This window comes from Clostridium aromativorans, from assembly GCF_020908015.1.
GTDB classification, from domain to species: Bacteria; Bacillota; Clostridia; order Clostridiales; family Clostridiaceae; genus Clostridium_B; species Clostridium_B aromativorans.
In genome coordinates this window covers 25702-50345 of sequence record NZ_JAJJPB010000009.1, presented here as the reverse complement: position 1 = coordinate 50345, position 24644 = coordinate 25702, and the positions used below count along the sequence as shown (strand labels likewise).

The window sequence follows — 24644 nt, the reverse complement described above, 5'->3', positions numbered from 1 at the left end:
TACATTCTTCAAAACTCTTAAAGATTAGTTCTTATCAAATAATTTAGGATATATGTACAATATACATCCAATTATTACAGAAACTATAATACAATTAATCATATTACCCTTTAATTTAATGATTTGAAACCCTATAAAAAGTACCACAAATATAACAATAAAATTCATTACTCCAAGTAACCTTTCCTTTTTGATATAATCATCTCCTTATATATTGAAAATATTTTTATAGATTAATATCGGTTCCTTTTGCTTCCATCTTTATTAAATAATTTTCTTAAATATATTTCATCAATAACTATCATGACTACAGCACCTGTCAATAAAAATAATAGCTGTACCTTTCCGTTGTTAATACCCAGCGGTTGAATAATCGCCCAGATTCCTAAAATGCCATTAATACACCCAAATAACATCATACTAATTCCACCGCATTTTTGGGACACATTCCAGGTATCCTGATTTTTCATTGCAAAAGGTGTTCTATAACCATAAGTACTATTTATATTTTCCGGCGGATACTTAAATAAAATAAAACCAAATAGGATAGAAAATATACATACTCCCAAAGAAATCATATACCTGCCTCCAATCAAAATATCTATGCTTCTCCATAATCTTTAACAAAATATAAAAATCCTATTTTTGTAACTTTATAATTGATTATTACATTTCCTGTTTCTATATCATATAAGTTATTACCAGTAATAGTATAGATCATAGCATTTTCTTTATCTAGCTTACTTTTATCCATATTATATTGTCCCTTATTAATGTGTACAGTTCCCTTAAATGCTCTAATTGGATGCCCTGTTACAAATACATGAGTTCTAACAGATAAAAAAGGGGAAGAATGAATCAAGATAAATACTCCAATGATTATCAAAATGGCTATTGTTGTAATCTCTTTTTTTAAAAAATTCATTTTAATCTCCTTTTATATTTAAAATATTGTTACAATTTAATTTTAGCATATTTAAGGGTCACAGTAAAAATTTATGTGGCGCAGATTTTCCATCAATATGAATACTATTTCTTCTTGAACTTATACCTGTATCTTTTGGTATCCATGCTTTCAAATATCATATTGTCTACATTATTCTCTTGATTGTAAAAGAATTAACATTGATAAGGAATTAGCACCCACAGATGATTTAGAAAAAGAAATTATAACTATTTTATCTCATAAGAAAATTATTATAGTTAATCCTAATTCACCAATAGAGGCTTTCCCTGAATTAGAGGAAGATCCTTTTCCTATAATTTATTACATATACTATGTTAATTATTTTCTTAATATAGATTTTTCAAATAATAGTAAAGAGAAAATTATCAGTGATATAATAAATCCATCTGAATTTACTAAAAATAACAGTGAAGAAGCATTCAAAATTTGGAGAGACATTGCATTGTCCGAGTGTTTGGAATATCTTAATTTTCAAATGGATAGTGTAAGATTTGATTTTAACCCCGGTAAAAAAACAATAGCTGTATTTAATGACTTGCTTGATAATTTTTCGGTTTCACAAATTTATGGAATAATTTATAAAGCTATAACTAACGCCACTAAATTTTGTCAAGGAAGTGATATCTCAAAAAACAGGCAGCAAATTCAGTTATTGGTGGTTGTCAAAGATATGTGGAGAAAGCATTGCTAAATAAATGGGATTTAACAAAATATCATAAACTGAAAGATCTTCCTCAAACAATAATTAGTGAATTCTTTTTCAATAGAATAGTGAAGATAGGAAGTTTAGAATTTGATATGCCACCTATGATACTCTAATTCAAAAAAAATAAAGCCCCGTTTCTGGGGCAATAATTATTTCTATGTTTAAATTTTATGTCAATAAACCTATAGCATATATTTTTTGCCCCAGATGCATAATTCAGTTAATATATTTTCTAATGACCTTCCCCTATCAGTAGGTATGTATTCCACTTTAGGCGGAATTGTTGTATAGGGGATTCTTTCAATAAGGTTATCCATCTCGAGTTTTTTTAATTCCTGTGATAATATTTTATGGCTTATATTTGGAATAGACTTTTTTAATTGCCCATACCTTATTGGTTGTCTCTTTAATATATACCATAATATTATTGCTCTCCACTTACTGCCAATAACGGTCATAGAAAATCCTAGAGAACATTTGAAGTCTTTTTGTCTTTTTTCCTGATCTTTAAATTCTTCAATTTTAGTTTTATCCATTTTTTTATTCTTCTTTCTAAATAGTAAGTATATGATAAAAAAGTGAGTACTTGTACATACTGTCTAATAAAATTATAATTTACTTCGTAACAATACCTTATATATATTATAACTTATAAAATGCTTTATAAAAAGTTTAAAGGGGATGTTTTAATGGATAAAGTCAACGTTTATGAAAAATTAAATCTTTTTAATGAATACTGGAGTCCCAAAATTCTAGGCGAAATTAACGATTCCTATGTGAAGGTTGCTAAATTTAAGGGTGAGTTTTTATGGCATACTCATGAAAACGAAGATGAAATGTTTTATGTTCTAAAAGGATCATTGATTATTAAGTTTAAGGATAAGGATGTTACTTTAAATGAAGGAGAATTTCTCATTATTCCCAGAGGAAATGAACATATGCCTGTTGCTAAAGAAGAGGTTCATGTAATGCTAATTGAAGCAAAAACCACATTAAATACTGGAGACGTAAAAAATGAAAGAACAGTTGAGGAACTTGATAGAATTTAATGCAATCAATTTTCGTTTTATGACCTAAAAGAGTTGCCCCAGACCCAATTAATGGTCTGGGGCTAAAACTATTACGTTGGCTGTGCCGTATTAGTCGCCTCTTGCGCAGAAGCCGCAATACTCTGCATATCAGCAACCTTCTTTTTTAATTCTTCATTCTCTTGTTATAATTTTGTTTGGTACTATGTCAAGAAAAAGCACAAATTAAAATGGGAAAATTCTAAATAAGCCTATAAACTTTAACTTGCAATTGGTTCATTAAATTTTGCAGTCTTTCTATATACTTTTTCAAACTCGTTTGATGACATATAATTGCAGTGGCTGTGAATCCTTACAGTATTATAAAATGTTTCAATGTATTCAAACACAAGAATATATGCATGGCGGTAATTTTTAATTTTAAAACAATTTATCCACTCATGTTTTATAATTGCGTGGAAGGATTCAATACAGGCATTATCCCGTGGATATGCTTTTTTAGAATAACTAATTGAAGCAGCTTTTCTATATTCTTTTGACACATACTGTCTGACCCTGTCGCTGTGTATGATGACTGGATTTACAAGCTTTTTGTTTTTCTTAGCTTTATTAATTGTATCAATAACACAAGAAACCTCCAGAGTTTTTGAAAGTGTCCAGGCTATAATTTTTTGTGAGTATAAATCCATAATACTTGCAAGGTATACAAAACCTGCATTAGTCCAAAGATTGTAATATCTGTACACCATACTGCATTTGGTGCAATAGGGTTAAACTGCCCATTTAAAATGTTTTCCAGCTTACTGCTGAAATCAGAATTCTTTGTAGTAATAGTAAGGCTTTACATATTGAGCCTTAATTCCAAACTAAGGGGTTCTAATCCGGTTATTTGTATAAATACTATAATCCACACTATCACCCCATGTTTTAATACATTTATTATATGTATATAAACTTGCATTATACCTTAGTCTTCTAACTTATCCATGACTTCTTTCGGGAATACCCCCGTACCGCCCAATACATATGCATTTTTAAATCCACTAGATTTAATATAATCCTTCAAATCCCCCATATTAGAGCTGCCTGATACATCTGCGAGAAGTATTGGCGAATCTTTGCTAGCAGATAACACACTTCCTGTTATGGCATCTGGAAAATCTAATCCATTTACTACAGTGAAAACAGCATTTCCAAAGTCAAAAGCCTTTGCAATTGCTAAAGAAGTACCATATCTATCTTTACCAGCTATTCTTGCAGTATTTTCATCAGATAGACCGGTAAGTTGCTTAACCTCGTTTCTAACATTTTCACTTACAGAGCCAGTGCCACCAACAAAATAAATCTTTTCTGGCTTCTTATCCCCTATATATTTCTTAATATAATCTGCCAGTTTATCTTGTTTAGTTATCATTATAGGATATCCATTTTCTGCTGCAACAGGCGATATTGACAGTGCATCTGGGTAGTTATCCTCATTTGCTATAACTATTGGTGTCCCAACAGCAGGTTGTATTGTATCAACTATCTTACTTGCAGTTTCCTCTCTATTAGTACCAGCTAATCTTATGATATTATACCTATAACTAAACCTGTCCAGAAATTCCTGAGAAATTACACCATCACCACCAAGTACATATAAATTTCCGTCTGAATTAAGACACCTAGTTATATACTTAGTTATCTCCACCAAATCTTCCTCACTGTCTCCCAAAAGCAGTATCGGTGCATCTAGCTTCTTCGCTAAAGTTGCACCAGCAAGACTGTCTGGAAAATTCTTACCGCTGGCAACTATTATATTATCTACACTATTTGTTCCAGAGTATTCCTCTGCAATACTTACAGCTGTTTTATACCTATTATCACCTGCTAATCTGGTAAAGTTTATTGTACCGCCGACTGGCACATCTCCACTTTCCCCTGTATCTGAATTGCCACCTGGCGTACTATCTTCATAAGGACTATACACTGGATATTCCCCTTCTCCTGCAATACTTCCTGGTATAAATCCTTCCTCTGATGAATCTGAGTAGTTGTCTTTTGTAGGTTTTCTACTATGTGATAGTATAGGATTCAATTCATCATCAGAGTTATATATCATAAACCTCAAATACGGAAGCTCACCAGTGTCTGACTCATAGACAAACGAGCGGTTGCTAAATCCTTCAGCTACTTCTCCATCGACAAAAATTGCATATGAAACAACTCTCACACACTGCACATCACTGTTATGCTGAAGAAAATCTACATAAGTTGCATACATCCTTCGTACCTCATAGTACGTATCATAAACCTTTCCATTTGCAGTAAATTTATATCTATAAACTTTACCATCAAGGTTTAACTTTGACACATCTATAAACTTGTGCCTAACACTGGCAATTATATTATCTGAATAACTATCTGTATATTGCCAATTAACCTTATCGGTCAATAAATCACTGTCATCAGGCACCTCGATATAATTTGTTGGTTCAGTTCCAAGACCTGGTAATACGTTATCTGGCTCTGTTATGTCCGATGTTATCCATCCTGTGTTTGTCTTTTTAGGTGCTATCTGCGCATCAACATCTCCATTTGAAAGAGTAAATGCCTTCACAGTATTTCCACCTAGCATAAAACCATTTCCAGCACCAAACAGCATACTCCATAATATTCCAACCGACAGTAACATACTCATAATTTTTTTCCTATTCATTATAATCTCCCCCATCTATTTTTATCATTACGCTGAACCAAACTTGCCTATGTTGGATATTAAGCGTCTGTTTATAAATATATCTATTTAATCATCTGATGTCAAACTATCTATGTAATTATCTATATACTTAGAGCATTCTTTCTCTGTTGTATATCCCAAATCCAACAGTACACTATGATGCTCATACAGAAGTACACAATCTCCAACGTAATCTTTAATACACAGACTTCCCTTATAATCCTTCTCATATAGTTTTTTACATCGCTGATGAGCATCCTTTAGTGTTGTATTGTCATACCACCATTTAAGCAATAGGCTTACTCGACTATCTCCATTGTGCAGGGCAAACCCCACGCAAGTATTAAACTCTTCTGATGTCATCTTAATAAACTTATTTCTCCGATTGCCATTCACAACAAATCCTTTACTTGATACTAGAAGTTTAGATTATTATTCTGCCAAGTAATACTATACAGCTTTGATTACTTTCCATCCATAACACACTCATTAATTCTGGTTTACTTTATTCTACTAGTATGCTTAAATGCAATGGGTTACTATTTTTTGATGGTATGCCAACCAGTTATGGATTACTAATATTTCTTAGCTAATTATTTTAGTACATTATTCCGACTTGATTTTCTTTCCATTTACAACAAAACCTTACTAGATTATATAATATTACTAACGATATCCCCACAACTGAAACTACAGTACAATTCATATTCAATTTTGATGCTATAACTGTGACAAATACTACTACAGTTATCCTAAACAAGGGTCGTATAAATGGATTGGTAATCCCGAATTTTCTGTACTATCAATTATTATTTAATACATCTCATGTTAAGGTTCAACGAGTAATCTATTATCTGAAGTTAAAAATCTAAAGGATTTAAATACATCTCATGTTAAGGTTCAGCTATACCTCATAATTTATTTAAAGTAATACAAGCTATATTTAAATACATCTCATGTTAAGGTTCAGCAAGAAAATGTAAAAGGAATAAGCAACTCTGTATTAACATTTAAATACATCTCATGTTAAGGTTCAGCTGGAACAGAAAAATACAGTGCGGCATCATTACTTGCATTTAAATACATCTCATGTTAAGGTTCAGCTGTCTGTATATGTTCCTGCAATCTCTTTTTAGGCAATTTAAATACATCTCATGTTAAGGTTCAGCTTAGATTCATTTTTTGGGTATAATAGCACATATAAATTTAAATACATCTCATGTTAAGGTTCAGCTTTGTGGTTCAGATCGCAAAACGAATATTTTCTAGGATTTAAATACATCTCATGTTAAGGTTCAGCAATCATACTCTTAAAGTCTGTAATGGTCTTATCTTTTATTTAAATACATCTCATGTTAAGGTTCAGCTATAAAGCTGAAATAAACTCTATTTTAGATGAAATATTTAAATACATCTCATGTTAAGGTTCAGCTTGATAACAGTAAAATTAAAGATGATGCCAATATATTTAAATACATCTCATGTTAAGGTTCAGCTAGCCTTATCCGCATAGATATAATGGGTAAATTCACATTTAAATACATCTCATGTTAAGGTTCAGCCTTATAAAAGGATTGTTTTTATTCTGTGGATATAATTTAAATACATCTCATGTTAAGGTTCAGCGGATTTAGATGGGTCGGTCAAAACAAAGTATGAATAATTTAAATACATCTCATGTTAAGGTTCAGCAGAGTGTGAATAACTATATTCACACTCTTTAAACTAATTTAAATACATCTCATGTTAAGGTTCAGCGGTGGTGCAGATGAAAAAAATATTGTATATGACTAATTTAAATACATCTCATGTTAAGGTTCAGCTTAATTGAAATGGAAGGGGAACTTAGGGAGGAATTATTTAAATACATCTCATGTTAAGGTTCAGCTGAAAAAGGAATATGAGAACTACAAAACCGACCCTGATTTAAATACATCTCATGTTAAGGTTCAGCACAGAGGTGGTACAGAGAAGGAACGGCTTCCATAATTTAAATACATCTCATGTTAAGGTTCAGCCTTAAGGAAATTTTCTACCTTCTCCAGCGCACCCTATTTAAATACATCTCATGTTAAGGTTCAGCGAATTCCCAGATGGGCATGTTTGATGGAGGTGGCGCATTTAAATACATCTCATGTTAAGGTTCAGCAGGTAAATTATTCCTAGCCAGGCACAAAAGAAATAAATTTAAATACATCTCATGTTAAGGTTCAGCACAGCATTTACCTTTTCTCTAAACCATACATTTTTTATTTAAATACATCTCATGTTAAGGTTCAGCGAGATTTTATTCTCTCTCCTTTAAGGAGGGGATAATTATTTAAATACATCTCATGTTAAGGTTCAGCTAATTTTTGCAGTACAGAAGTATATCCTTATGAGGAATTTAAATACATCTCATGTTAAGGTTCAGCAAGTATAGGTTATTAGACAGAAAAAAGTTTCTTTAATTTAAATACATCTCATGTTAAGGTTCAGCGGGAAGATTTTATGGATAATCAAATGCAATTACTCAATTTAAATACATCTCATGTTAAGGTTCAGCCTTCCTGTATCCATTGCCCTACCTCCTAGTCGTCACATTTAAATACATCTCATGTTAAGGTTCAGCTAATGTAAAATAGCCATTCTCTATTTTTATTATATGCCTTAAAACCGCATAAATAAAGCATTTTCTTAAAAGTTTTCCAGTCATTTTTATTTTTTTAAAAGAAAATAAAAAAAGTGCCTCAATCCATTTCAATTCAACACATTGAAACACTTTTAAAATTCAACTTGGTTGGAAAAATCAGAGTATCAGATTTTCGGTATTATTTACATTTACTCCTAAAGTTTCTTCATCAAAACAGCTGTCATTTATAAGTTTTATTATTGTTACAAAATCTGTTCCCTCCACGATTTTGTTCAATTCACTTTTCAATTTTATCAATTTCGAAGGAGTTATAGCTCCCCTGAAAACAGAATTTTGATGGTGATGAAAATATTTCTTACATATTTTAAATATCTTGTTCACCCTTTTTTCATTTACATCATAAAATACAAAGGCGTAATTGAAATTAAAATTTTTCGCCATAAAGCACTGCCCCCAATTCTTACATCATATGCTTTAAGCTGAAAGGTCTAAAATTCTCGCCTTCCGCCAAATATTTTATAAGCTTGTATCCATCCAATCTTATAGCTGTCTTGTAGCTTATCTTTCTCTTGAGTTTTTTATGATCAAAAACACTTTCAAATCTCTGTTCAATAGCTTGTACAAACATTTTCTTTCCTTCTTCATTTAAAAGACAGTAATTGTACTTTTTATCAAAATGCCTTCCCACCTGAATCTGTTTCGTATTTACAAGTTCAAAAATTGTCCTGTAAACTATAGCAGGTTTGAAAACTTCAGACAAATCAAGGCTTAAGGAAAATCTACCTTCGGAAGGCTCATGCAGATAGCTTATGGTCTGATTCAAATGGGTATTGTAAATCTGAGATACGGTCTTTGAATATAAGATGGAATTTCCAAAGGATATAAGCGCATTTATAGGGTTATCCGGCGGCCTTTTCACTCTTTTATTGAGTATAAAATCCTCAGGAAGAATATATTTGAAATTCTCATAAAATCTCTGCCATATTTCACCTTCAATTCTCAATATCTGTTTTATGCCGAGATTATCATCTTCCATATATTCGGGAACCCTTTCTCTCATCCATTCAACGGTATCATACACTTCCTTTTTATCATGTCTGTAGTAATGATAAAGCACTTCACATATATTGTCAGCTATTCCCTGGACAAAAGTTTTTGCTATTTTGTTTCTGTTATTTAAAAATGCTTCTACTTGTTTTATGGTAACTTTGCCGCTTACCAGGGTTTCTTTAGGATAAAAGCTGCCACTGTAGTATCCATAATAATTGAAAAAGTGAATTACTATCCCTGCCTTTGCAGCAAAATCAAAGAACTTACTGTTTACCGTGATTTCATTCATGCAGTATATTTCCCTTGTGGATTCTATAGGCAAATAAAAATTTCCTTTTTCATTATGAAATAAAACAGAATTATCTTTTCTCTTGAGTTCACCCATACTCATCAAATACTTAGTGCCGCTGGCCATGAAATTTCACCCTCCTACAATCTATTCTAAATATAACAGTATTCATAATAGGCACACTTCCTGCATCCTTTTACTTTTTTAACTTTAGGAGGCATGTCCTCTTCAAACAATTTTTCCATATTTGAACTCAGCCCTTTTAGCTTCATTTCATTTTCCTCTGTAAGACTTACATATATTATCTTTTTATCCTGCTTATTTTTTTCCTGGAATTCAATTTTTCCCTCTCTATTAATTCCCTTACTTTTCAACAGACTGAGATAGAATAACACCTGCCACTTCACCGCTTCTATATCTGCATCAGATTTTTTTATCTCTACCAGATAATCTTTTGTGATTTTATCTATTTTCACATTGTCTATGGATATTTCTGCATTCTTTTTTCCTTCGGATTTTAATTCATGAATTATCTTTCCTATGTGAACATCCTCACTATTGTCCTCCATGTTGATCCTGCTTCCATGAAGCCAGCACTGCCTCTTGCAGTGAAAATAATAATTTATAAGCGTACCATTTATTTTCATAGAAATGGACCTCCTGTGTCTTGTTGATACTTACCAATATCAAATTTTTTACAACCAGTAGCTTCATCTTCTATCATGTAATCTTCTCCATTTTCTACATAAAACAAATTACCCATTCTATCCTCATATTTTTTAGGCTTATTATCATACTTATTTGAATAATCTACATAGCTATATGTAAAATAAGATATCTTCTGCGCAAATTCTGAAAGTTTTATAGTTCTTTCTGCATAACCTATTTCATCATTTTTATATAGTTTTTTGTATTCCTGCCAAAGTTCTTTTCCATCTATTGTGATACTTTCTCCATCTTCCTCTATTTCTAATGTATAAGCCAAAAATAATTGATAGTTACTTTCAGTAATAAGCTTTAATCTTTCATTTACAGTTTTAAAATTTAGACTCTGAACCTCTTTATCCAAAGATTTCATACTTTCTTCATTATTCTTATTTTTCTTTTCATTTAACCTTTGAAAGCATAAATTGTAAAATGCTTGAAAATCTTTATTTATTAAAAACTCTCTATATTCAATATTCATTAAATCCTTTTCCAGCCTGTAATCTTCTCTATATATTGTTTCTGATTTATCATAATTAAAGAAATATGCTATGCAATTTTTTCTTTGACATGATCTATTTATTCTGCCTAAAAACTGTTCTTCACCATCTAATAAAGATATATCTTTAAACCCTACATCCATGTCTATATCCACTCCTGCTTCTATTACCTGCGTAGCCACAACAATAACATCCTTTAAAACGAGCTCTCCCTTTTTACCCAATTTACAATCATCACTATATTTTGCGTTTATTTCAGCTAATATTTTCTTCCTATAATAATTACTGTCATCACCAGTTATTTCAACTATTCTTTTTTCAATATATGCTTCTCTTAATGTATTATAAAAATCTCTAGCAGTAGTTTTTTTAATAAATTCTATAAGAATTCTAGATTGCTTCCTTTCTGTTACTACTTCGTTAATTTTATTTAATATATTTTCTTTTATTTCATTTCTGTCTTTTAATCCACAATCTAATAATTCAAAATTTAAAAGTACTCTATTTTTAAATAACTTATTGTTATAATATTTATCTTTACATGTTATAAGCTCATAAAAATTTGATTTTACATCTTTTATAAGGTTATCCAGTTTAGGTAAAGTTGCAGACATTATTATTATTTTCATGTTAAGATATTTTCCATAGGTATCCATAAGCTTTATAATTTCTGGCCAAATACTATTTCTATAGCTTTGAATTTCATCTAAAATAATTACACTATTACATAAGTGCACTAAAGGCAAGTTGCTCTCCCTTCCTAATCCAAATAAATAATTAAAAAAATTTACATGAGTAGTTAGGATAACAGGATACTGCAGCATCTGTCTATTAAGTAAATCTTCTTTATAATCTTTCATACCATCTTCATCATTTTGGGTAGTTATTATTGGTGTTATAGAGTTTATAACTGCTATTTTAAACTTTTCACTAAATATGTTATATAGAGTTATTTTAGTTTGCTCAACTAATGTATTGAAAGGAAAAATATAAAATATTTTATTAATATTAGGCTCTGACTTTATAATATTTAAAGCTAAATTAATAGATGTGTTTGTCTTTCCGCTTCCTGTTGGTGCTTCTAAATAAAATATATTATTATTATTTACAACCTGCTCTTTTAATAAACTTTTCTCTGCTTCTAAAAACATATCTGTTCTTAATGCATTTATAGGTATATCATTGAAATAATTTTTATCCTTTTTATATTTCTCTATCCCCTTATATATATTTGTGTTTTTATAAATTTCAAATATCTCTTCTACGTTGTTTATATAATTAAAATTTGGTTCTTTACTAGTTTCATAATAACTAGTAGCATAAAAGTCACAAGTAACAATAGCGGAATAAAGCAATTTAACTAAAATGTATATTTCATAAGGTGAATGCCCATCTCCATATCTATTACTATTGTTAAGTAATTTCATATTAAAATTTTCAATTAAATCCTTTGAATTTTTATAATATCTTATATAACTCACTTTATCCTTTACTCTATTATATACATTTTCCAAGGTATCATAAAAATCAACCTTTTCTAAATCATCTAAATAGGTATGATGCCTTGATATTACATAGGCAAAAGAAAACAATATATGTCTTAAGAATCCTTGAACACCATCTATTCCATCCTCATCTATTTCGTTTATTTTATTTATATACATATGTACAAATAATAAAGCTCCTAATTGTGAATGTTTTGTATCTAAACCATCTTCCTTATCATCAAATTCTAATTTATTATTCATTTTTACATATTGGAAGGCTGGATTTATTTTACCTATGTCATGAAAATACAGGGCATCTACAAATAATTCTTTTATAAAATCACAGCACTTTTCATTAAGCTTTTGTCCATCAAACTCTACATTTACAAGTATATTATAAATTACATTATCTACATTTTTTTCATCACATAACTTATTAAAAAAATATAATGTTCTATCTAAATGTTGCACTAAAAGTTCTGGTATTTTTACATTATCTTCATCTCTATGAGCATATAGCTTTTCTAAGTTTTCTATAACATCTGACGCATTAATCATAATTCTCCCTCCATTTCTTTCAGAAATTTTATTAAATCCAATTTTGTTTTATTAAAGGCACCATGAAAACATAGTACCTTTAATAAACTGCAATATATTCTATACTGAATTTAACTAAAACAATAATTATTTGTTTTTAACAAATTTCATTGCAGTATATATTTCCTAAATAAAAGCTAAAATTTTATCCTGTGACCTATATATAATCTGAGAATTATTATAACTCTTAAGCTTGTGATTGGTTAAAACTACTTCTTTAAACTCATAAAAGTTTTTATTTTCACTTAAAGCATAAGGAATAAATTCTCTAAAAAAATATGGTTCCTCACCATCACAGGTACCTCTCCCAAGTTCTATATCACTAGAGCTAAATAAAGAATCTATATAATTCACCTTTAAAGCTTCAGATAGTGTAACTACCCTACCATTTTCTATTTGTGCTGAATGATCATTTTTGCCTAAGTACGGTATGTATTCACATTTTCTATTTAGAATATAATCCTTAAACTTTTTAAAAATTTTATCATCAATAGAATTATCATCAAGAATATATATGTCCCAGCTTGGATTTTCAAGCCACTGTTCTCTTACAACTAAATTACCACCATCTTCTTTGGATGCATATCCAACACTATTATTAAATACTTGAATTTTCTTTACAAAATACCCTCTGTATCCTTTAGGAACTATAGATACTTTTAAGTTATTAAGTTTTTCATAGAACTCAGGATACTTCATTTCCTGTTTTTGTTGAATATATCCGCCAAGTCCTATAATAGCACCTAGTATGCCAAATAACGCTATTTTATGAACATTATTATAAGTAAAATAAGTATTTACATTAACATCTGGTTTTTTGAAAAAAGCTGTTCTTCCTTTTAAAGTAAATGCTACCGCTTTCACTATCTCACCTCACCTATAACACCACATTTTAAAATACTTTTTATTTTATTTCATTTTTTGAAAATATATTAAACTTTTTGGCAATTTTTATATCTGGCTTAACTTCTGAAGTATATGGATTATAGTATATTTCTACATTTTTAATTTCTTTTAATATAGCCTCATCTTTTAATAATTCTAATCTACTTAAATCTATTACATTCTTATCTCCATTATAAAAATCAATATATCTATCTAAATTAGGTAAATAAGCATTAGACTCCTCATTTAACTCTATAAATAAAGCAAATTCATTTTCACAGCCTGCTTTACTGCAAGTATTCAATGCAGTAGCACCTACTAAGGCACCTTCTTTAAAAATGTCATAAGCTTCTTTTGTATATCCTTCAAATCCATCTACCATACCTATGTAATCATCATAATTTTTAGGATTTACAGAAAAAGAATAGTAATAATGAGCCTCATTACTTAAAATTTGTTTTCCTAAACTTGAAGCACCTGCATTATCTTTTTTAGAATTTCTAAAAGGAGATAGTATGTCCTGTACTTCTGTATTGGTTCCTTCATATTTATTGAACCCTTGTGCTATTTGAACTACTCCCATTAAACTTACATTTTGATCAGCTACAGCAAAGGTTGCTCCAAAATTCATTACATCTTCAGCAGAAAATAAATTTTTTAATACTTCTTTAGATGATGTTTTCTTGCCAACAACACTTCCAAATAATTCTGCATACCTTTCGTTTAAATCTTTAGGCTGCATTTTTCCTTTTTTTTCATCTTTAGCTTTTTCGTCAATTTTGTATGACTTGAAAAACAATACCTTTTTGCCTATGTTATTCATATACCTCCTAATAGAGTATTTTACAGCCTTATCACTACCAAAAATATCTCCATCACTGGTTGATTTGGGCCTTCCTGTAAAATCCGCATTCCAATTAGCCATTACACTGGATATGCCTATAACTCCATAAACCCTACTTCTCATTTTCATTTAAACCGCCTCCTCCTTTTTTGTATGAAAAATATTATTTGATAAAATTATTTGATAAAAGCCCTGCTAAAAGAATATCCTTCATATCTCCTTCAATTTTTGCTTGTGTATCATATCCCATAACCATAGACATTGCATTTTTAAACTTTACATTAATAGTTAAAATTGCATGCTTATACGTTTCAAAAGCTTCTTCTAATCTTCTTTTTAATTGTTTGGAATTTTTACAAAGTAAAATAGGTTCAAATATACCAAAATTTTTATCACTAGCTTCAGATTTATCTATTATATAATAAGCTAACTGGCCTGCCACAAAGTAAAACTCCTCATCACTCTCGCAAACTACTAATTCCTTGCTTTCTAACTTACTTTTACTTTTATCCAAAAGCCTTTTAATATTGTCACTCAATTTTTCAACCTCCCCAGATTTAAAATATTTAAGCAGTGATAACCTTAAATTATAAGTCTTTGCAATTTTAGCAATATCAGTTCCCTTTACTGTCTTTTTTAGCTGAGCCTCAATTAAATCCATAGTTAATTTATTAATAATCTTCTTAAAGGATAAATCCACACCTTTAGAAAAGTAATCGTGCATTGCATCTCTACTGTACATAAATAAGACCTTCATAGTTGGTGTAAATTCATTTGTACTTATGTCTGGCTCATAATCTTTTAAGTACTTATCAGCTAATTTTTTATTATTAAATAGATACTCACATAGCAACTTTTTAAGTAAAAATAGACTATTTATAGAATCATAATTAATCTTAATTTTACCCTTACTCTTGTCCTTGTAATCTACATACTCATTAAGCTGTAATATATTATCAAACTGAAAATTTATTCTAGGCTGTTTGAAAGGAATATAATCAAAATCATCTATGGTCATTTTATTTTTGACAAGTGTTAAATAAACACTAAAATATGATCTATCTTCTGTATATACCTTGTCCCCATTAAATTTATAATCATAATTTATTTTTATTTCTTTATTCAATCCTTGAAGCCTAAGCCAATTGAACAAAGTTTGAGTAACTTTAATATCTTCTACAGTACTTATCATGGGAATTTTACATTTCATACTTTTTAAAATTAGATATGGTTTATTATCATTAGTTGTCATATTTATTGAAGGTAAGCCATATATCTGGTCATTTATAAGTGTATTATACTTATTAACATTGAATATTCTTGGAATAGTGTAAATATCACTTTCTTTTTTGTAAATATCTATATCTGTATTAAAAAATAATTTTACATATCCAGTAAATTCATTACTTTTACTAAATTCTTTTAATAATTTAATGAGCACATCTAAATTACCTAAAATATATTCAAAGTGAGCTTTAATAGAATTTTTTCTTTCATTACTTCTCATATAATCAACAAGAAAAGGAAAATGTTTTTTAACTAAATCTTCTTTACTATTTTTCTTTGGTTTTTCTGGAATCATTTCAGTAAATCTGCCTTCAGGTATACTTAAATCTTTATAATACGCTTTCAAATAATTTTTAAAAATATCTGTTGATACTTCACACTTTCCAGATAGTCCAGGAAAATACTCTCTTTTCACAAATAAGGTCATATAGTTAGTTGAATGTATAGTTCTGCCCGTTTTAGCAGCTCCTATAACTTTATTAGTATCAATCATATAACTACAGTAGTCCCTTGAATTAAACCAATCGTATAAATCTTTCTTCTTTATTACATCCTGCTGTTTTTTATTATCAATAATAATATAATTTTCTTCACATATTGAAATAGGATTATTTATATCTAATTTTATATATACTCCATCTTTCATGGTGTAATTTTCTAAAACCAGCTTATCATTATCTAAAATAGCAGTCTTAAGCTCCTTTGTCATATCTTTAAGCATTAGTTTCATCTCCTTTTATAAGTAATTAGCATGACAAAAGCCAGCTCCAACAGAACTTCCTTTCTCGCCAAGACCCATACCTAAAGCTATAAAGGCTAACTGCTGAGATTTTTCATCTTCATTTATTGTTATTTTGAATTTATTCCCTAACAAATGAATATTTTTGTATTTAAAGCTTATAGGTTTTTTATTAATTACATCTACTCTCTGAATAAAACTTTGTTTTATTCCAATAGCCTCTCCATAAATATCTTTAAATTTTTTTTCTAAATTATCCTGAAAACGTTTTTGTAAAAGCATTAAATCCCCATCCTTTAAAAGCCAAGGTTTACTGTCTACAGTTACAATAGCAGCAGTCTTTGTATATAGTTCTGTAATAAATCTTTGTTTTATTCTTCTTTCCTCAACTGCAACAATTTTAAAATCGTTATTTTTAGTTAAGGATAAAAACCTCTTTATGTCTCTAATAAAGCCACTGTTGAAACTTCTTATATTAAAGACATAAATTCTTCCTTTTTCATAAACTTTTGATTTTTCCAAGGGATAAAAATTATCATATACATATTTAAACTCTTTTTTCTCATGTATTTCTTTTAAGGTATCTTTTAAAAGCATAGTACTGCTTATAATATTTCCTATAAATTCTCCACTTTCATTAAAAGGTATGTCTTTATTTAAAAATGTCGTAATAGTTAATTGGAAAAAATTCATGATCAAAGTCAACCCTCCCCTGTAAATTACTAGGCATATTTATCTCATCTATTTCCATAATCGCCCTCATTCATTTATATATTATTACATATTACAAGAATTTAATTTCCATATATGTTATTATTCGATTAATTTATAGCAATTCCTTCAAATATCAAGGATTTTTTAGAAAAATACAAAAAAATGATAAAAATTTAGATGCATCTCATGTTAAGGTTCACCGGAGAAAGCTGAACAGATAAAAACAAAATCCGACTAATTTAAATACATCTCATATTAGGATTCAACGTTTTATAGTGACTTTGCCTCTTATCAGGGTTTGTTTATGATAAAAACTGCCGCTGTAGTATCCATAGTAATTAAAAAAATGAATTACTATTCCGGCCTTAGCAGCAAAATCAAGGAATTTGCTGTTTACCGTGATTTCATTCATGCAGTATATTTCCCTTGTGGATTCTATAGGAATATAAAAATTTTCCTTTTTATTGTGAAATAAAACAGAATTGTTTTTTCTCTTGAGTTCACCCATACTCCTCAAATACTTAGTGCGGCTGGCCATGAAATTTTACCCTTCTACAATCTATTCTAAATATAACAGTATTCATAATAAGCATACTTCCTGCATTCCTTTACTTTTTTGACTTTAGGAGGCATGTCCTCTTTAAACAATTTTTCTATATTTGAGCTTAGCTCTTTTAGCTTCATTTCATTTTCTTCTGTAAGGCTCACATATATTATCTTTTTATCCTGCTTGTTTTTCTCCTGGAATTCGATTTTTTTCTCTCTATCAATTCCCTTGTTTTTCAACAGGCTGAGATAAAACAACACCTGCCATTTGGTTCAGTTATTTTAGGTTCTTCTTTAAATCCAGTCAAATATATAATTAAGAGTTAACTTCTTCATATTCAATTATTGTATCAGTCAAATTACCTGATTTCAAATCATTATAAAACTGCTCAAATATTATTTTCTGTTCTTCTGTTGTCCCATATTTCAATATTCTATTTCCTTTTTCATCAAAAGTAGTTGCTCCTATAAGTTCTTTTGGCATAGGTATCATTTTCAAAGCTTCTCTGTTTTCAAAAATAATTTAGACATTTTTCTATTACTAAACAGTCTTAGGTTCTTCACCAGAATTACTTCTACTGATTGTTTTAATTACCTATCTTATATAAAAGATAATATCAATATTATAAATACTTCTTCCCTCTCTCAACTATTCTATCTTTAAGTTCATTCAAGGCATCTACATATTTGTCTTTTATATTTTCACTAATTTCTACGGCATTACTTTCACTATACATATGTGATGTAGAATTTCTGTCCTTAAGCATATTTATCCATAATTTTTCATTTTTAATTAATCCTGACGAAAATGCTTCTCTCAGTACAGATTTAGGAGAGTTTAATCCTATTAGTCCCTCATCTTCAAAAACCTCTTTCAAGGTTTTCCAGGCCAATTCAAATGTAAACTCAAATCTCTGAATTAATCCATCCCTTAAGAGTTCATTTTTCCCATCATATTGCAGCAGTCCCTCCTCCAATTTGTGCAATGCCTTAATAAAGTTATTTAATTTATTATCATAGGGCTTCATATATTACAACACCATCTCTTTCAATATTTTCAATCAATTTTTTGTCCGTATTGCTGTTTACAAACACAATATCCAATTTTAACAATGTATCCATGTCATCCAGCTCAAAATACATTTTGCCCTCATCCTGAAAATTTTCATCACAATATACAGCCAAATCTATATCACTGGTTTTTTTATTATCACCTCTAGCCCTGGAACCAAATAGGACAATTTTATTAACTTTATACTTCATGCCAATTTTTGAAATTGCTTTTATTATATTCATATCCAAATTAATCACCATGCAAATACACTCCTGTTAGTTTTCTTTACTATAAATAGTACATAATAAAAAAGTTGTCCATTTTACTGATATTTATTCAATAATATCATATCTACCTGCAATATATTTTTTTCGCAATCTACTAAATAGGCACTATCCTGCACCCAATGTCTATAGGTCCTGCATAATACATTGAACTGGTCACAATGGCATCAACTCCGGTTTTTGCATATTCCACAATATTACTTTCATTAATTCCTCCAGCAGCCAAAATTGTGATAGAAGGGTCGATGTCTCTAATAATATGTACATGTGACTTTAGTTCATTCCAGGAAATTTTATCAAATTGAATACCATCGATGCCATTCCTACAAAGTTGAACAGCCTGATTTAAATTTTCCACCTCTACTATTATCTTTTTCTCACAGGCTCTGGCCTTAACATTTTTTAATATTTTAATTAGTCCTTCAACACCGCCTAAAAAATTCAAGTGCTGCTTAAAAATCAATATGGTTTCTGACAATCCCAGTCTATGTGGAAATCCGCCCCCTGCAATAACCGCCTTTACAGACAATTCCTTTGTCCCAGGAATAACCTTTCTTGTAGCAGTAACCTGTACATTGGGATTTACACGAGAAACCTTCTCCACTAATTTTTTTGTTTTTGTAGCAATACCTGAACTGTACTCAAGAATATTTTGAGAAACTTTCCACGCCATATGTAAATCTTCAGAGTTCCCCTCACCTTCAAGAAAAATTTGATCTTTCTCTATTATACTGCCTGAACTACAGGTTTTGATTACATCTATATTTAACCCATTCAATATTTTTACAACTTCTTCCATACCGCAGGCAACAGCACTTTCTCTTGAGAAAAATTGTATTCTACCCTTCTGACCGTTAATTCCTAAAGCTAAAGTTGTCAAATCAATATAAGGAACATCTTCTTTTATAAATCTATCAATAAGTTCTTCTGAAACATACATTCATAAAATCTCCCCTTATTTACAATTCATTTTTATATATGCTAAGAATAAATTCTTCTCCTGACTCCTGCAAAAGCGGTTCTCTTGCACCTTTATCCTTCATTGTTTTAATTATCATGGGAATTCCTCTTCCCAATTGATCTATATATCTCATATTTTCCATATATTTTACTAAAAATGGGTTTCGGGCATAAGATACCCCTATCTTCATTTTTTCAATGGTAACAGTATTAGGCAGTTTTCCCGGGCTATGAAACTCAATACGATCATCAAACATAAAAATTCTTATCTTGGAGCCTAAAATGCTGTAATTTCTATGTACAAGAGCATTTACAATAGCTTCTCGAAGTACCAGTACGGGATATTCTTCTCTTTCTTGCCTTCTCAACTGATTAATAGTTGAAGGATTCTTCATATTGTTTTTTAATATAACCAACATCTGCTCTGCTATATCCTGTAACCTGCCGCAAACAATCTTTTTATCTATAAGCTCATCTGTTATTTCATTTCCACGGAAATGTGCAAAGCTAATGCCATTTTGAGGCATAATATTATCTGCATTCTTTCCAAATATCAGCAAGCCACCTACAGAACACATAGCTTTCCCCTCTACTTCTTTCAATATATCTGCATTGATCAATATTCTCTCTAAACTTTTTTTGTCTTCTTCATATAAATCAAAAGTATTGTACTTTAAAAAATAATCTCTTACTATGTCCAGATTTAAATCTTTTACAGAAGTATCATAAACTGGTGATATATCAAAATGAATACTTCCATTAGCTTCAAACAATCGCATTAGTTCCTCTCTTGATGCTATTCGTTTTGTAGTTCCCACTCTTATATAATATTTATGATCAACTGTATAATAAGGTTTATTCAATCCTTTAGGAATATTAACTACTGATATCCTTAATCCATCTAATTCCACACTCTCATAAACAGGAATTATATTAGGTATGCAATTATTTCTGCACACATTCATAACTTTCTCTTCTATGTTTTTATCAGTTATTCCCTTTATTTTACCGTCATCAGATACACCTATTAATATTGTCCCGCCTTCACTATTAGCAAAAGCTACAATTTCTTCCGCCAATTCTTTCGCCTTTATGCCTTCCTCTTTAAATTCTATATATGAATTTTCTCCATTTTCAATTATATTTAACAATTCAACTCTATTCATGACAAAATCCATCCTTACTCAAAACATATTTTAGACATTAGCTATGAATTAATTATATCATATTTATTTTTACATTTATTCATAATATTAGAAATAGCATGATTTATTATACATCTCATGTTAATGTTCAGCCAATGTAAAACAGTCATTTTTATTCATAATTTGTTAATTATTTTCATGGTAATTTGGTCAAACTTTCTTTTAATTTTAAACATTCCTCACAGGTACTCTAAAATCAATATCCTCTTTGGCATAAAATGTATATGCTAATTAAGTTTCAATTCCTTATAGGTACTCTAAAATTTAACAGCCTCTCACCTGAAGCAGGATCTGCATTAAAGTTTCAATTCCTTATAGGTAATATAAAATTTGTTTATCTGCTGAACTAACACCTCCTTTACCCTGGTTTCAATTCCTTATAGGTAATCTAAAATTCTTTTGCAAGCGCATCAACATCAATGGATTTTTCTGGTTTCAATTCCTTATAGGTAATCTAAAATATCAGCACCCCAAATTTCAAACGGTTCAATGTATGAGTTTCAATTCCTTATAGGTAATCTAAAATTAAAGACAGGTAAAGCTTTTGTGATAGATGACATTAGTTTCAATTCCTTATAGGTAATCTAAAATTTAATCTCGCTAAAATCGAATGGAACACTATTTGAGAGTTTCAATTCCTTATAGGTAATCTAAAATTCTTTTTACCTTGATGAATTCCTGCGTATATACATTGTTTCAATTCCTTATAGGTAATCTAAAATTAAGAGAGGTTATGACAACTATGACAAGAATTTTAAGTTTCAATTCCTTATAGGTAATCTAAAATCGTTGTAGCATCCGCAACTTTTAGTATTACCATTAATGTTTCAATTCCTCATAGGTAATCTAAAATCATATAGTTTTATATATAATATAGCTATATAGCTAACTAGTTTCAATTCCTCATAGGTAATCTAAAATCACCCTTTCTGGCAATATACTCCAAGGACCTGAAGCCAGTTTCAATTCCTCATAGGTAATCTAAAATCTGTTGCTTCTTGCCTCTGATGCCGGATCATTAACGTTTCAATTCCTCATAGGTAATCTAAAATCCAAGAGTAAGTGGGCAGGATTCAAGTTTAGACGAAAGTTTCAATTCCTCATAGGTAATCTAAAATCGATGCATCATGGTTGTTTGTGCCCGATGTACCATCTGTGTTTCAATTCCTCATAGGTAATCTAAAATCCAAGTTTCTGGAAATGTCTATTTAAATAGGAGGAATGGTTTCAATTCCTCATAGGTAATCTAAAATCATGTCCAAAGGCATTTCTAAACAGTGAGTATGAAAAGTTTCAATTCCTCATAGGTAATCTAAAATCAAAAATGCATCCATGTAGACCTGTTATTATAGCAGAGTTTCAATTCCTCATAGGTAATCTAAAATCCTAAAATGGGAGAAGAAGCAGAGAACAAATTTAATAGTTTCAATTCCTCATAGGTAATCTAAAATCCATTTAGCAGATTGTCAATTTGCTTTTTTATCTCACTGTTTCAATTCCTCATAGGTAATCTAAAATCGCTTATATTTCTATTTAACTCTATAGCATCTTTAATGTTTCAATTCCTCATAGGTAATCTAAAATCTTTATATTGGTAAGCATCTTATCTTTAGCCTTACGAGTTTCAATTCCTCATAGGTAATCTAAAATCTTTTTCTTAGCCTATCCACGTTTTCTACACATTTCAGTTTCAATTCCTCATAGGTAATCTAAAATCCATATACGCCATTCTTGTCTTTTTTCCACTGCTTGGTTTCAATTCCTCATAGGTAATCTAAAATCTGCAGCGAATCCTATAGTATTGATTATAGGAGCAAGTTTCAATTCCTCATAGGTAATCTAAAATCCTATATAATCCTTTAATCTGAGCAAAGCTGTTGCATGTTTCAATTCCTCATAGGTAATCTAAAATCTGCAGTACACCAAAAGAATGGGCATGAGTTGGATAGTTTCAATTCCTCATAGGTAATCTAAAATCCTATCAAATAAAGCATACATCAGCTTGTCCAAAATTGCAATATCCAGGAAAATCTCTGGAAGAATTTCAAAAACCAATCTCAAGCCGCCAATTAACTGCAGGCATAAAAATTGTCGACCCCCGGTAATTTTTACTCTATTCAGGGTCGACGACGTAAAATTCAAGGTAATCCTAAAATGTTTTTGAAAATTAAGCAAGTTATTTTATAAAAATATATCCTGTTGATTTTTCGACACTCCAAGAACCTCTCTATTAGAATATTTAGTGCTTTTAAAAGTATATATTATCACTGAATCCTCACTGCTTACCATGATGTCAGAAAGCTGACACTTTAATTTCTTTAAATTAGCCATGCTTATGTCTCCTTCAAAAACGGAATTTTGAACCCAGGTTAAATATTTTCTGCATGTTTTAAGAGCACGGCCTACGCGCTTTTCTCCAAAATCATAGACAAGTATTACAAACACCAATTACCACCTCGCAACAAAACCACTATATGGCTCATCTTCAGTTATATATTTTTGAAGTTTATACAATTCAAGCCTTATTATACGTTTGTAGCTGACAGTAGTTCCTATTTTAGGGTGCTTTATTGTTGTTAAAAGTTTATTGTTGTACTCCTCTATAAATTTTTTTCTTCCTTTATCATTCAACATTATACCATTAAAATCAGATTCAAAATCTTTTTCCGTCAGCTCATTCCTGTTGAGAATGGTGAAGATAGTTCTATCCACTATTATGGGCTTGAATATTTCAGATATATCAAGATTAAGTGAAAAACGCCTCATATTTGTTGAGTGAAGGTATCCTATCCTTGGATCCAGCTGGGTTTGGTATATTTCACCTAAAACAGTAGTGTACATTATGGAGTTTCCAAAGCTTATCAGTGCATTTATCTTGTCCCTTGGAGGACGCTTGCTTCTGACTTTAAAGGCAAATTCCGGATTCTTTATTATTTTAGAAAAACATCCATAATATTCCTGCCTCATGTTGCCCTCAACTGCCATGAGTTCTTCTATAGTCCGGCAATTTTCCATAAACTTTTTCTTTTCTGCTATATCCTTGAGTTCTGGTTCAACATCCACACCCCTGCTGTTATAATACTTCAAAATTACAATTATGTTTTCCGCTGCAGTCTCTATTATCATCCTGGCTATTTTAAGCCTCTTTTCATAATCAAGGTAATTTTCAGCCTGCTTCAATATTACATATCCGGAGTTTAAATGCTCTCTTGGGTAGAAAGTTCCAGTATAATATCCATAATAATTAAAAAAATGTATACATATTTCTTTTTGGGATGCAAAATCAAGAAATTTCTTATTTAAATTGATTTCACCAAACACCCAGATATTATTTAGTTCCTCCACGGGCAAATATTTTTTCTTTCCACCTGTTTCAAAAAACACGGTATTGTCTTTTCTCTTTAAATCCCCATCATTAAAAATATAAATATCCTTTTTCATCTCTG

At 30.1% G+C, this 24644-nt stretch carries 25 protein-coding genes and 2 CRISPR repeat arrays; of the genes, 2 read left to right on the top strand and 23 right to left on the bottom strand.

From position 1 onward, the window contains the following. Nucleotides 1-233 precede the first annotated feature (233 nt). Nucleotides 234-578, bottom strand: coding sequence for an SdpI family protein (locus LN736_RS08865; RefSeq protein ID WP_179978572.1), 345 nt, complete (start codon nucleotides 576-578; stop codon nucleotides 234-236). A gap of 23 nt (nucleotides 579-601) precedes the next feature. Beyond that, nucleotides 602-925, bottom strand: coding sequence for a hypothetical protein (locus LN736_RS08860; protein ID WP_150357128.1), 324 nt, complete (start codon nucleotides 923-925; stop codon nucleotides 602-604). Between the two features lie 484 nt (nucleotides 926-1409). Here LN736_RS08860 and LN736_RS08855 point away from each other — a divergent pair, with 484 nt between their 5' ends. Then, complete coding sequence (locus LN736_RS08855; protein ID WP_229981388.1) at nucleotides 1410-1658, top strand: hypothetical protein; 249 nt, start codon at nucleotides 1410-1412, stop codon at nucleotides 1656-1658. A 197-nt stretch (nucleotides 1659-1855) separates the two neighbouring features. Here LN736_RS08855 and LN736_RS08850 read toward each other — a convergent pair whose 3' ends face one another. After that, on the bottom strand, nucleotides 1856-2209 hold the full coding sequence (locus LN736_RS08850) for a winged helix-turn-helix transcriptional regulator (RefSeq protein ID WP_150357943.1): 354 nt from the start codon (nucleotides 2207-2209) through the stop codon (nucleotides 1856-1858). Nucleotides 2210-2362: 153 nt separating this feature from the next. Here LN736_RS08850 and LN736_RS08845 point away from each other — a divergent pair, with 153 nt between their 5' ends. Beyond that, a complete protein-coding gene (locus LN736_RS08845) occupies nucleotides 2363-2722 on the top strand; it encodes a cupin domain-containing protein (protein ID WP_150357942.1) in 360 nt (119 codons plus the stop codon). Nucleotides 2723-2961: 239 nt separating this feature from the next. Here the strand turns inward: LN736_RS08845 and LN736_RS08840 are convergent, their stop codons facing one another. The 20 genes from LN736_RS08840 to cas1b (LN736_RS08745) form a co-directional block, all read right to left on the bottom strand. Then, nucleotides 2962-3450 (bottom strand): DDE-type integrase/transposase/recombinase, encoded by a 489-nt coding sequence (locus tag LN736_RS08840; RefSeq protein ID WP_268253818.1) that lies wholly within the window; start codon nucleotides 3448-3450, stop codon nucleotides 2962-2964. Between the two features lie 218 nt (nucleotides 3451-3668). Continuing rightward, a complete protein-coding gene (locus LN736_RS08835; protein ID WP_229981386.1) occupies nucleotides 3669-5399 on the bottom strand; it encodes a cell wall-binding repeat-containing protein in 1731 nt (576 codons plus the stop codon). 87 nt (nucleotides 5400-5486) lie between these two features. Then, complete coding sequence (locus tag LN736_RS08830) at nucleotides 5487-5816, bottom strand: hypothetical protein (protein ID WP_229981385.1); 330 nt, start codon at nucleotides 5814-5816, stop codon at nucleotides 5487-5489. 414 nt (nucleotides 5817-6230) lie between these two features. Continuing rightward, nucleotides 6231-8031: a CRISPR direct-repeat array (repeat unit 30 nt; unit sequence ATTTAAATACATCTCATGTTAAGGTTCAGC). Between the two features lie 177 nt (nucleotides 8032-8208). Further along, nucleotides 8209-8493 carry a CRISPR-associated endonuclease Cas2 gene (gene cas2 / locus LN736_RS08825; protein WP_106010966.1) on the bottom strand — a complete coding sequence of 95 codons (285 nt, stop codon included), beginning with the start codon at nucleotides 8491-8493 and terminating at the stop codon, nucleotides 8209-8211. Between the two features lie 19 nt (nucleotides 8494-8512). Beyond that, nucleotides 8513-9517: a type I-B CRISPR-associated endonuclease Cas1b gene (cas1b, locus tag LN736_RS08820; protein WP_229981384.1), complete on the bottom strand. Its 1005-nt coding sequence runs from the start codon at nucleotides 9515-9517 to the stop codon at nucleotides 8513-8515. Between the two features lie 26 nt (nucleotides 9518-9543). Further along, on the bottom strand, nucleotides 9544-10038 hold the full coding sequence (gene cas4 / locus LN736_RS08815; protein WP_229981383.1) for a CRISPR-associated protein Cas4: 495 nt from the start codon (nucleotides 10036-10038) through the stop codon (nucleotides 9544-9546). Beyond that, nucleotides 10035-12641 carry a CRISPR-associated helicase Cas3' gene (gene cas3, locus LN736_RS08810; protein WP_229981382.1) on the bottom strand — a complete coding sequence of 869 codons (2607 nt, stop codon included), beginning with the start codon at nucleotides 12639-12641 and terminating at the stop codon, nucleotides 10035-10037. The genes cas4 and cas3 overlap by 4 nt, the downstream gene beginning before the upstream one ends. A 165-nt stretch (nucleotides 12642-12806) precedes the next feature. Next, nucleotides 12807-13544 carry a type I-B CRISPR-associated protein Cas5b gene (gene cas5b / locus LN736_RS08805; protein WP_229981381.1) on the bottom strand — a complete coding sequence of 246 codons (738 nt, stop codon included), beginning with the start codon at nucleotides 13542-13544 and terminating at the stop codon, nucleotides 12807-12809. A gap of 40 nt (nucleotides 13545-13584) precedes the next feature. Next, complete coding sequence (locus LN736_RS08800) at nucleotides 13585-14538, bottom strand: type I CRISPR-associated protein Cas7 (protein ID WP_326839077.1); 954 nt, start codon at nucleotides 14536-14538, stop codon at nucleotides 13585-13587. Nucleotides 14539-14572: 34 nt separating this feature from the next. Further along, nucleotides 14573-16417: a hypothetical protein gene (locus LN736_RS08795; protein WP_229981380.1), complete on the bottom strand. Its 1845-nt coding sequence runs from the start codon at nucleotides 16415-16417 to the stop codon at nucleotides 14573-14575. 15 nt (nucleotides 16418-16432) lie between these two features. Continuing rightward, on the bottom strand, nucleotides 16433-17128 hold the full coding sequence (locus LN736_RS08790; protein ID WP_229981419.1) for a CRISPR-associated endoribonuclease Cas6: 696 nt from the start codon (nucleotides 17126-17128) through the stop codon (nucleotides 16433-16435). Between the two features lie 283 nt (nucleotides 17129-17411). Beyond that, complete coding sequence (locus LN736_RS08785) at nucleotides 17412-17687, bottom strand: CRISPR-associated endonuclease Cas1 (protein ID WP_229981379.1); 276 nt, start codon at nucleotides 17685-17687, stop codon at nucleotides 17412-17414. Nucleotides 17688-17713: 26 nt separating this feature from the next. Continuing rightward, nucleotides 17714-17953, bottom strand: coding sequence for a Dna2/Cas4 domain-containing protein (locus tag LN736_RS08780; RefSeq protein WP_229981378.1), 240 nt, complete (start codon nucleotides 17951-17953; stop codon nucleotides 17714-17716). Nucleotides 17954-18011: 58 nt separating this feature from the next. Further along, the gene (locus LN736_RS08775) at nucleotides 18012-18188 is read right to left on the bottom strand and encodes a hypothetical protein (RefSeq protein ID WP_229981377.1); all 177 of its coding nucleotides are present in this window, start codon (nucleotides 18186-18188) and stop codon (nucleotides 18012-18014) included. Between the two features lie 130 nt (nucleotides 18189-18318). Next, nucleotides 18319-18723: a nucleotidyltransferase substrate binding protein gene (locus tag LN736_RS08770; RefSeq protein ID WP_229981376.1), complete on the bottom strand. Its 405-nt coding sequence runs from the start codon at nucleotides 18721-18723 to the stop codon at nucleotides 18319-18321. Continuing rightward, nucleotides 18710-19009: a nucleotidyltransferase domain-containing protein gene (locus tag LN736_RS08765; protein WP_229981375.1), complete on the bottom strand. Its 300-nt coding sequence runs from the start codon at nucleotides 19007-19009 to the stop codon at nucleotides 18710-18712. The genes LN736_RS08770 and LN736_RS08765 overlap by 14 nt, the downstream gene beginning before the upstream one ends. 121 nt (nucleotides 19010-19130) lie before the next feature. Further along, a complete protein-coding gene (gene modD / locus LN736_RS08760) occupies nucleotides 19131-19973 on the bottom strand; it encodes a ModD protein (RefSeq protein ID WP_229981374.1) in 843 nt (280 codons plus the stop codon). Nucleotides 19974-19992: 19 nt separating this feature from the next. Continuing rightward, a complete protein-coding gene (locus LN736_RS08755; protein ID WP_229981373.1) occupies nucleotides 19993-21159 on the bottom strand; it encodes an RNA-binding domain-containing protein in 1167 nt (388 codons plus the stop codon). Nucleotides 21160-21433: 274 nt separating this feature from the next. Continuing rightward, nucleotides 21434-23176: direct repeats of the CRISPR family, unit length 30 nt; unit sequence GTTTCAATTCCTCATAGGTAATCTAAAATC. Nucleotides 23177-23379: 203 nt separating this feature from the next. Then, a complete protein-coding gene (gene cas2, locus LN736_RS08750) occupies nucleotides 23380-23643 on the bottom strand; it encodes a CRISPR-associated endonuclease Cas2 (RefSeq protein WP_106010409.1) in 264 nt (87 codons plus the stop codon). Nucleotides 23644-23646: 3 nt separating this feature from the next. Then, nucleotides 23647-24639, bottom strand: coding sequence for a type I-B CRISPR-associated endonuclease Cas1b (gene cas1b / locus LN736_RS08745; protein ID WP_229981372.1), 993 nt, complete (start codon nucleotides 24637-24639; stop codon nucleotides 23647-23649). Between the last annotated feature and the right edge of the window lie 5 nt (nucleotides 24640-24644).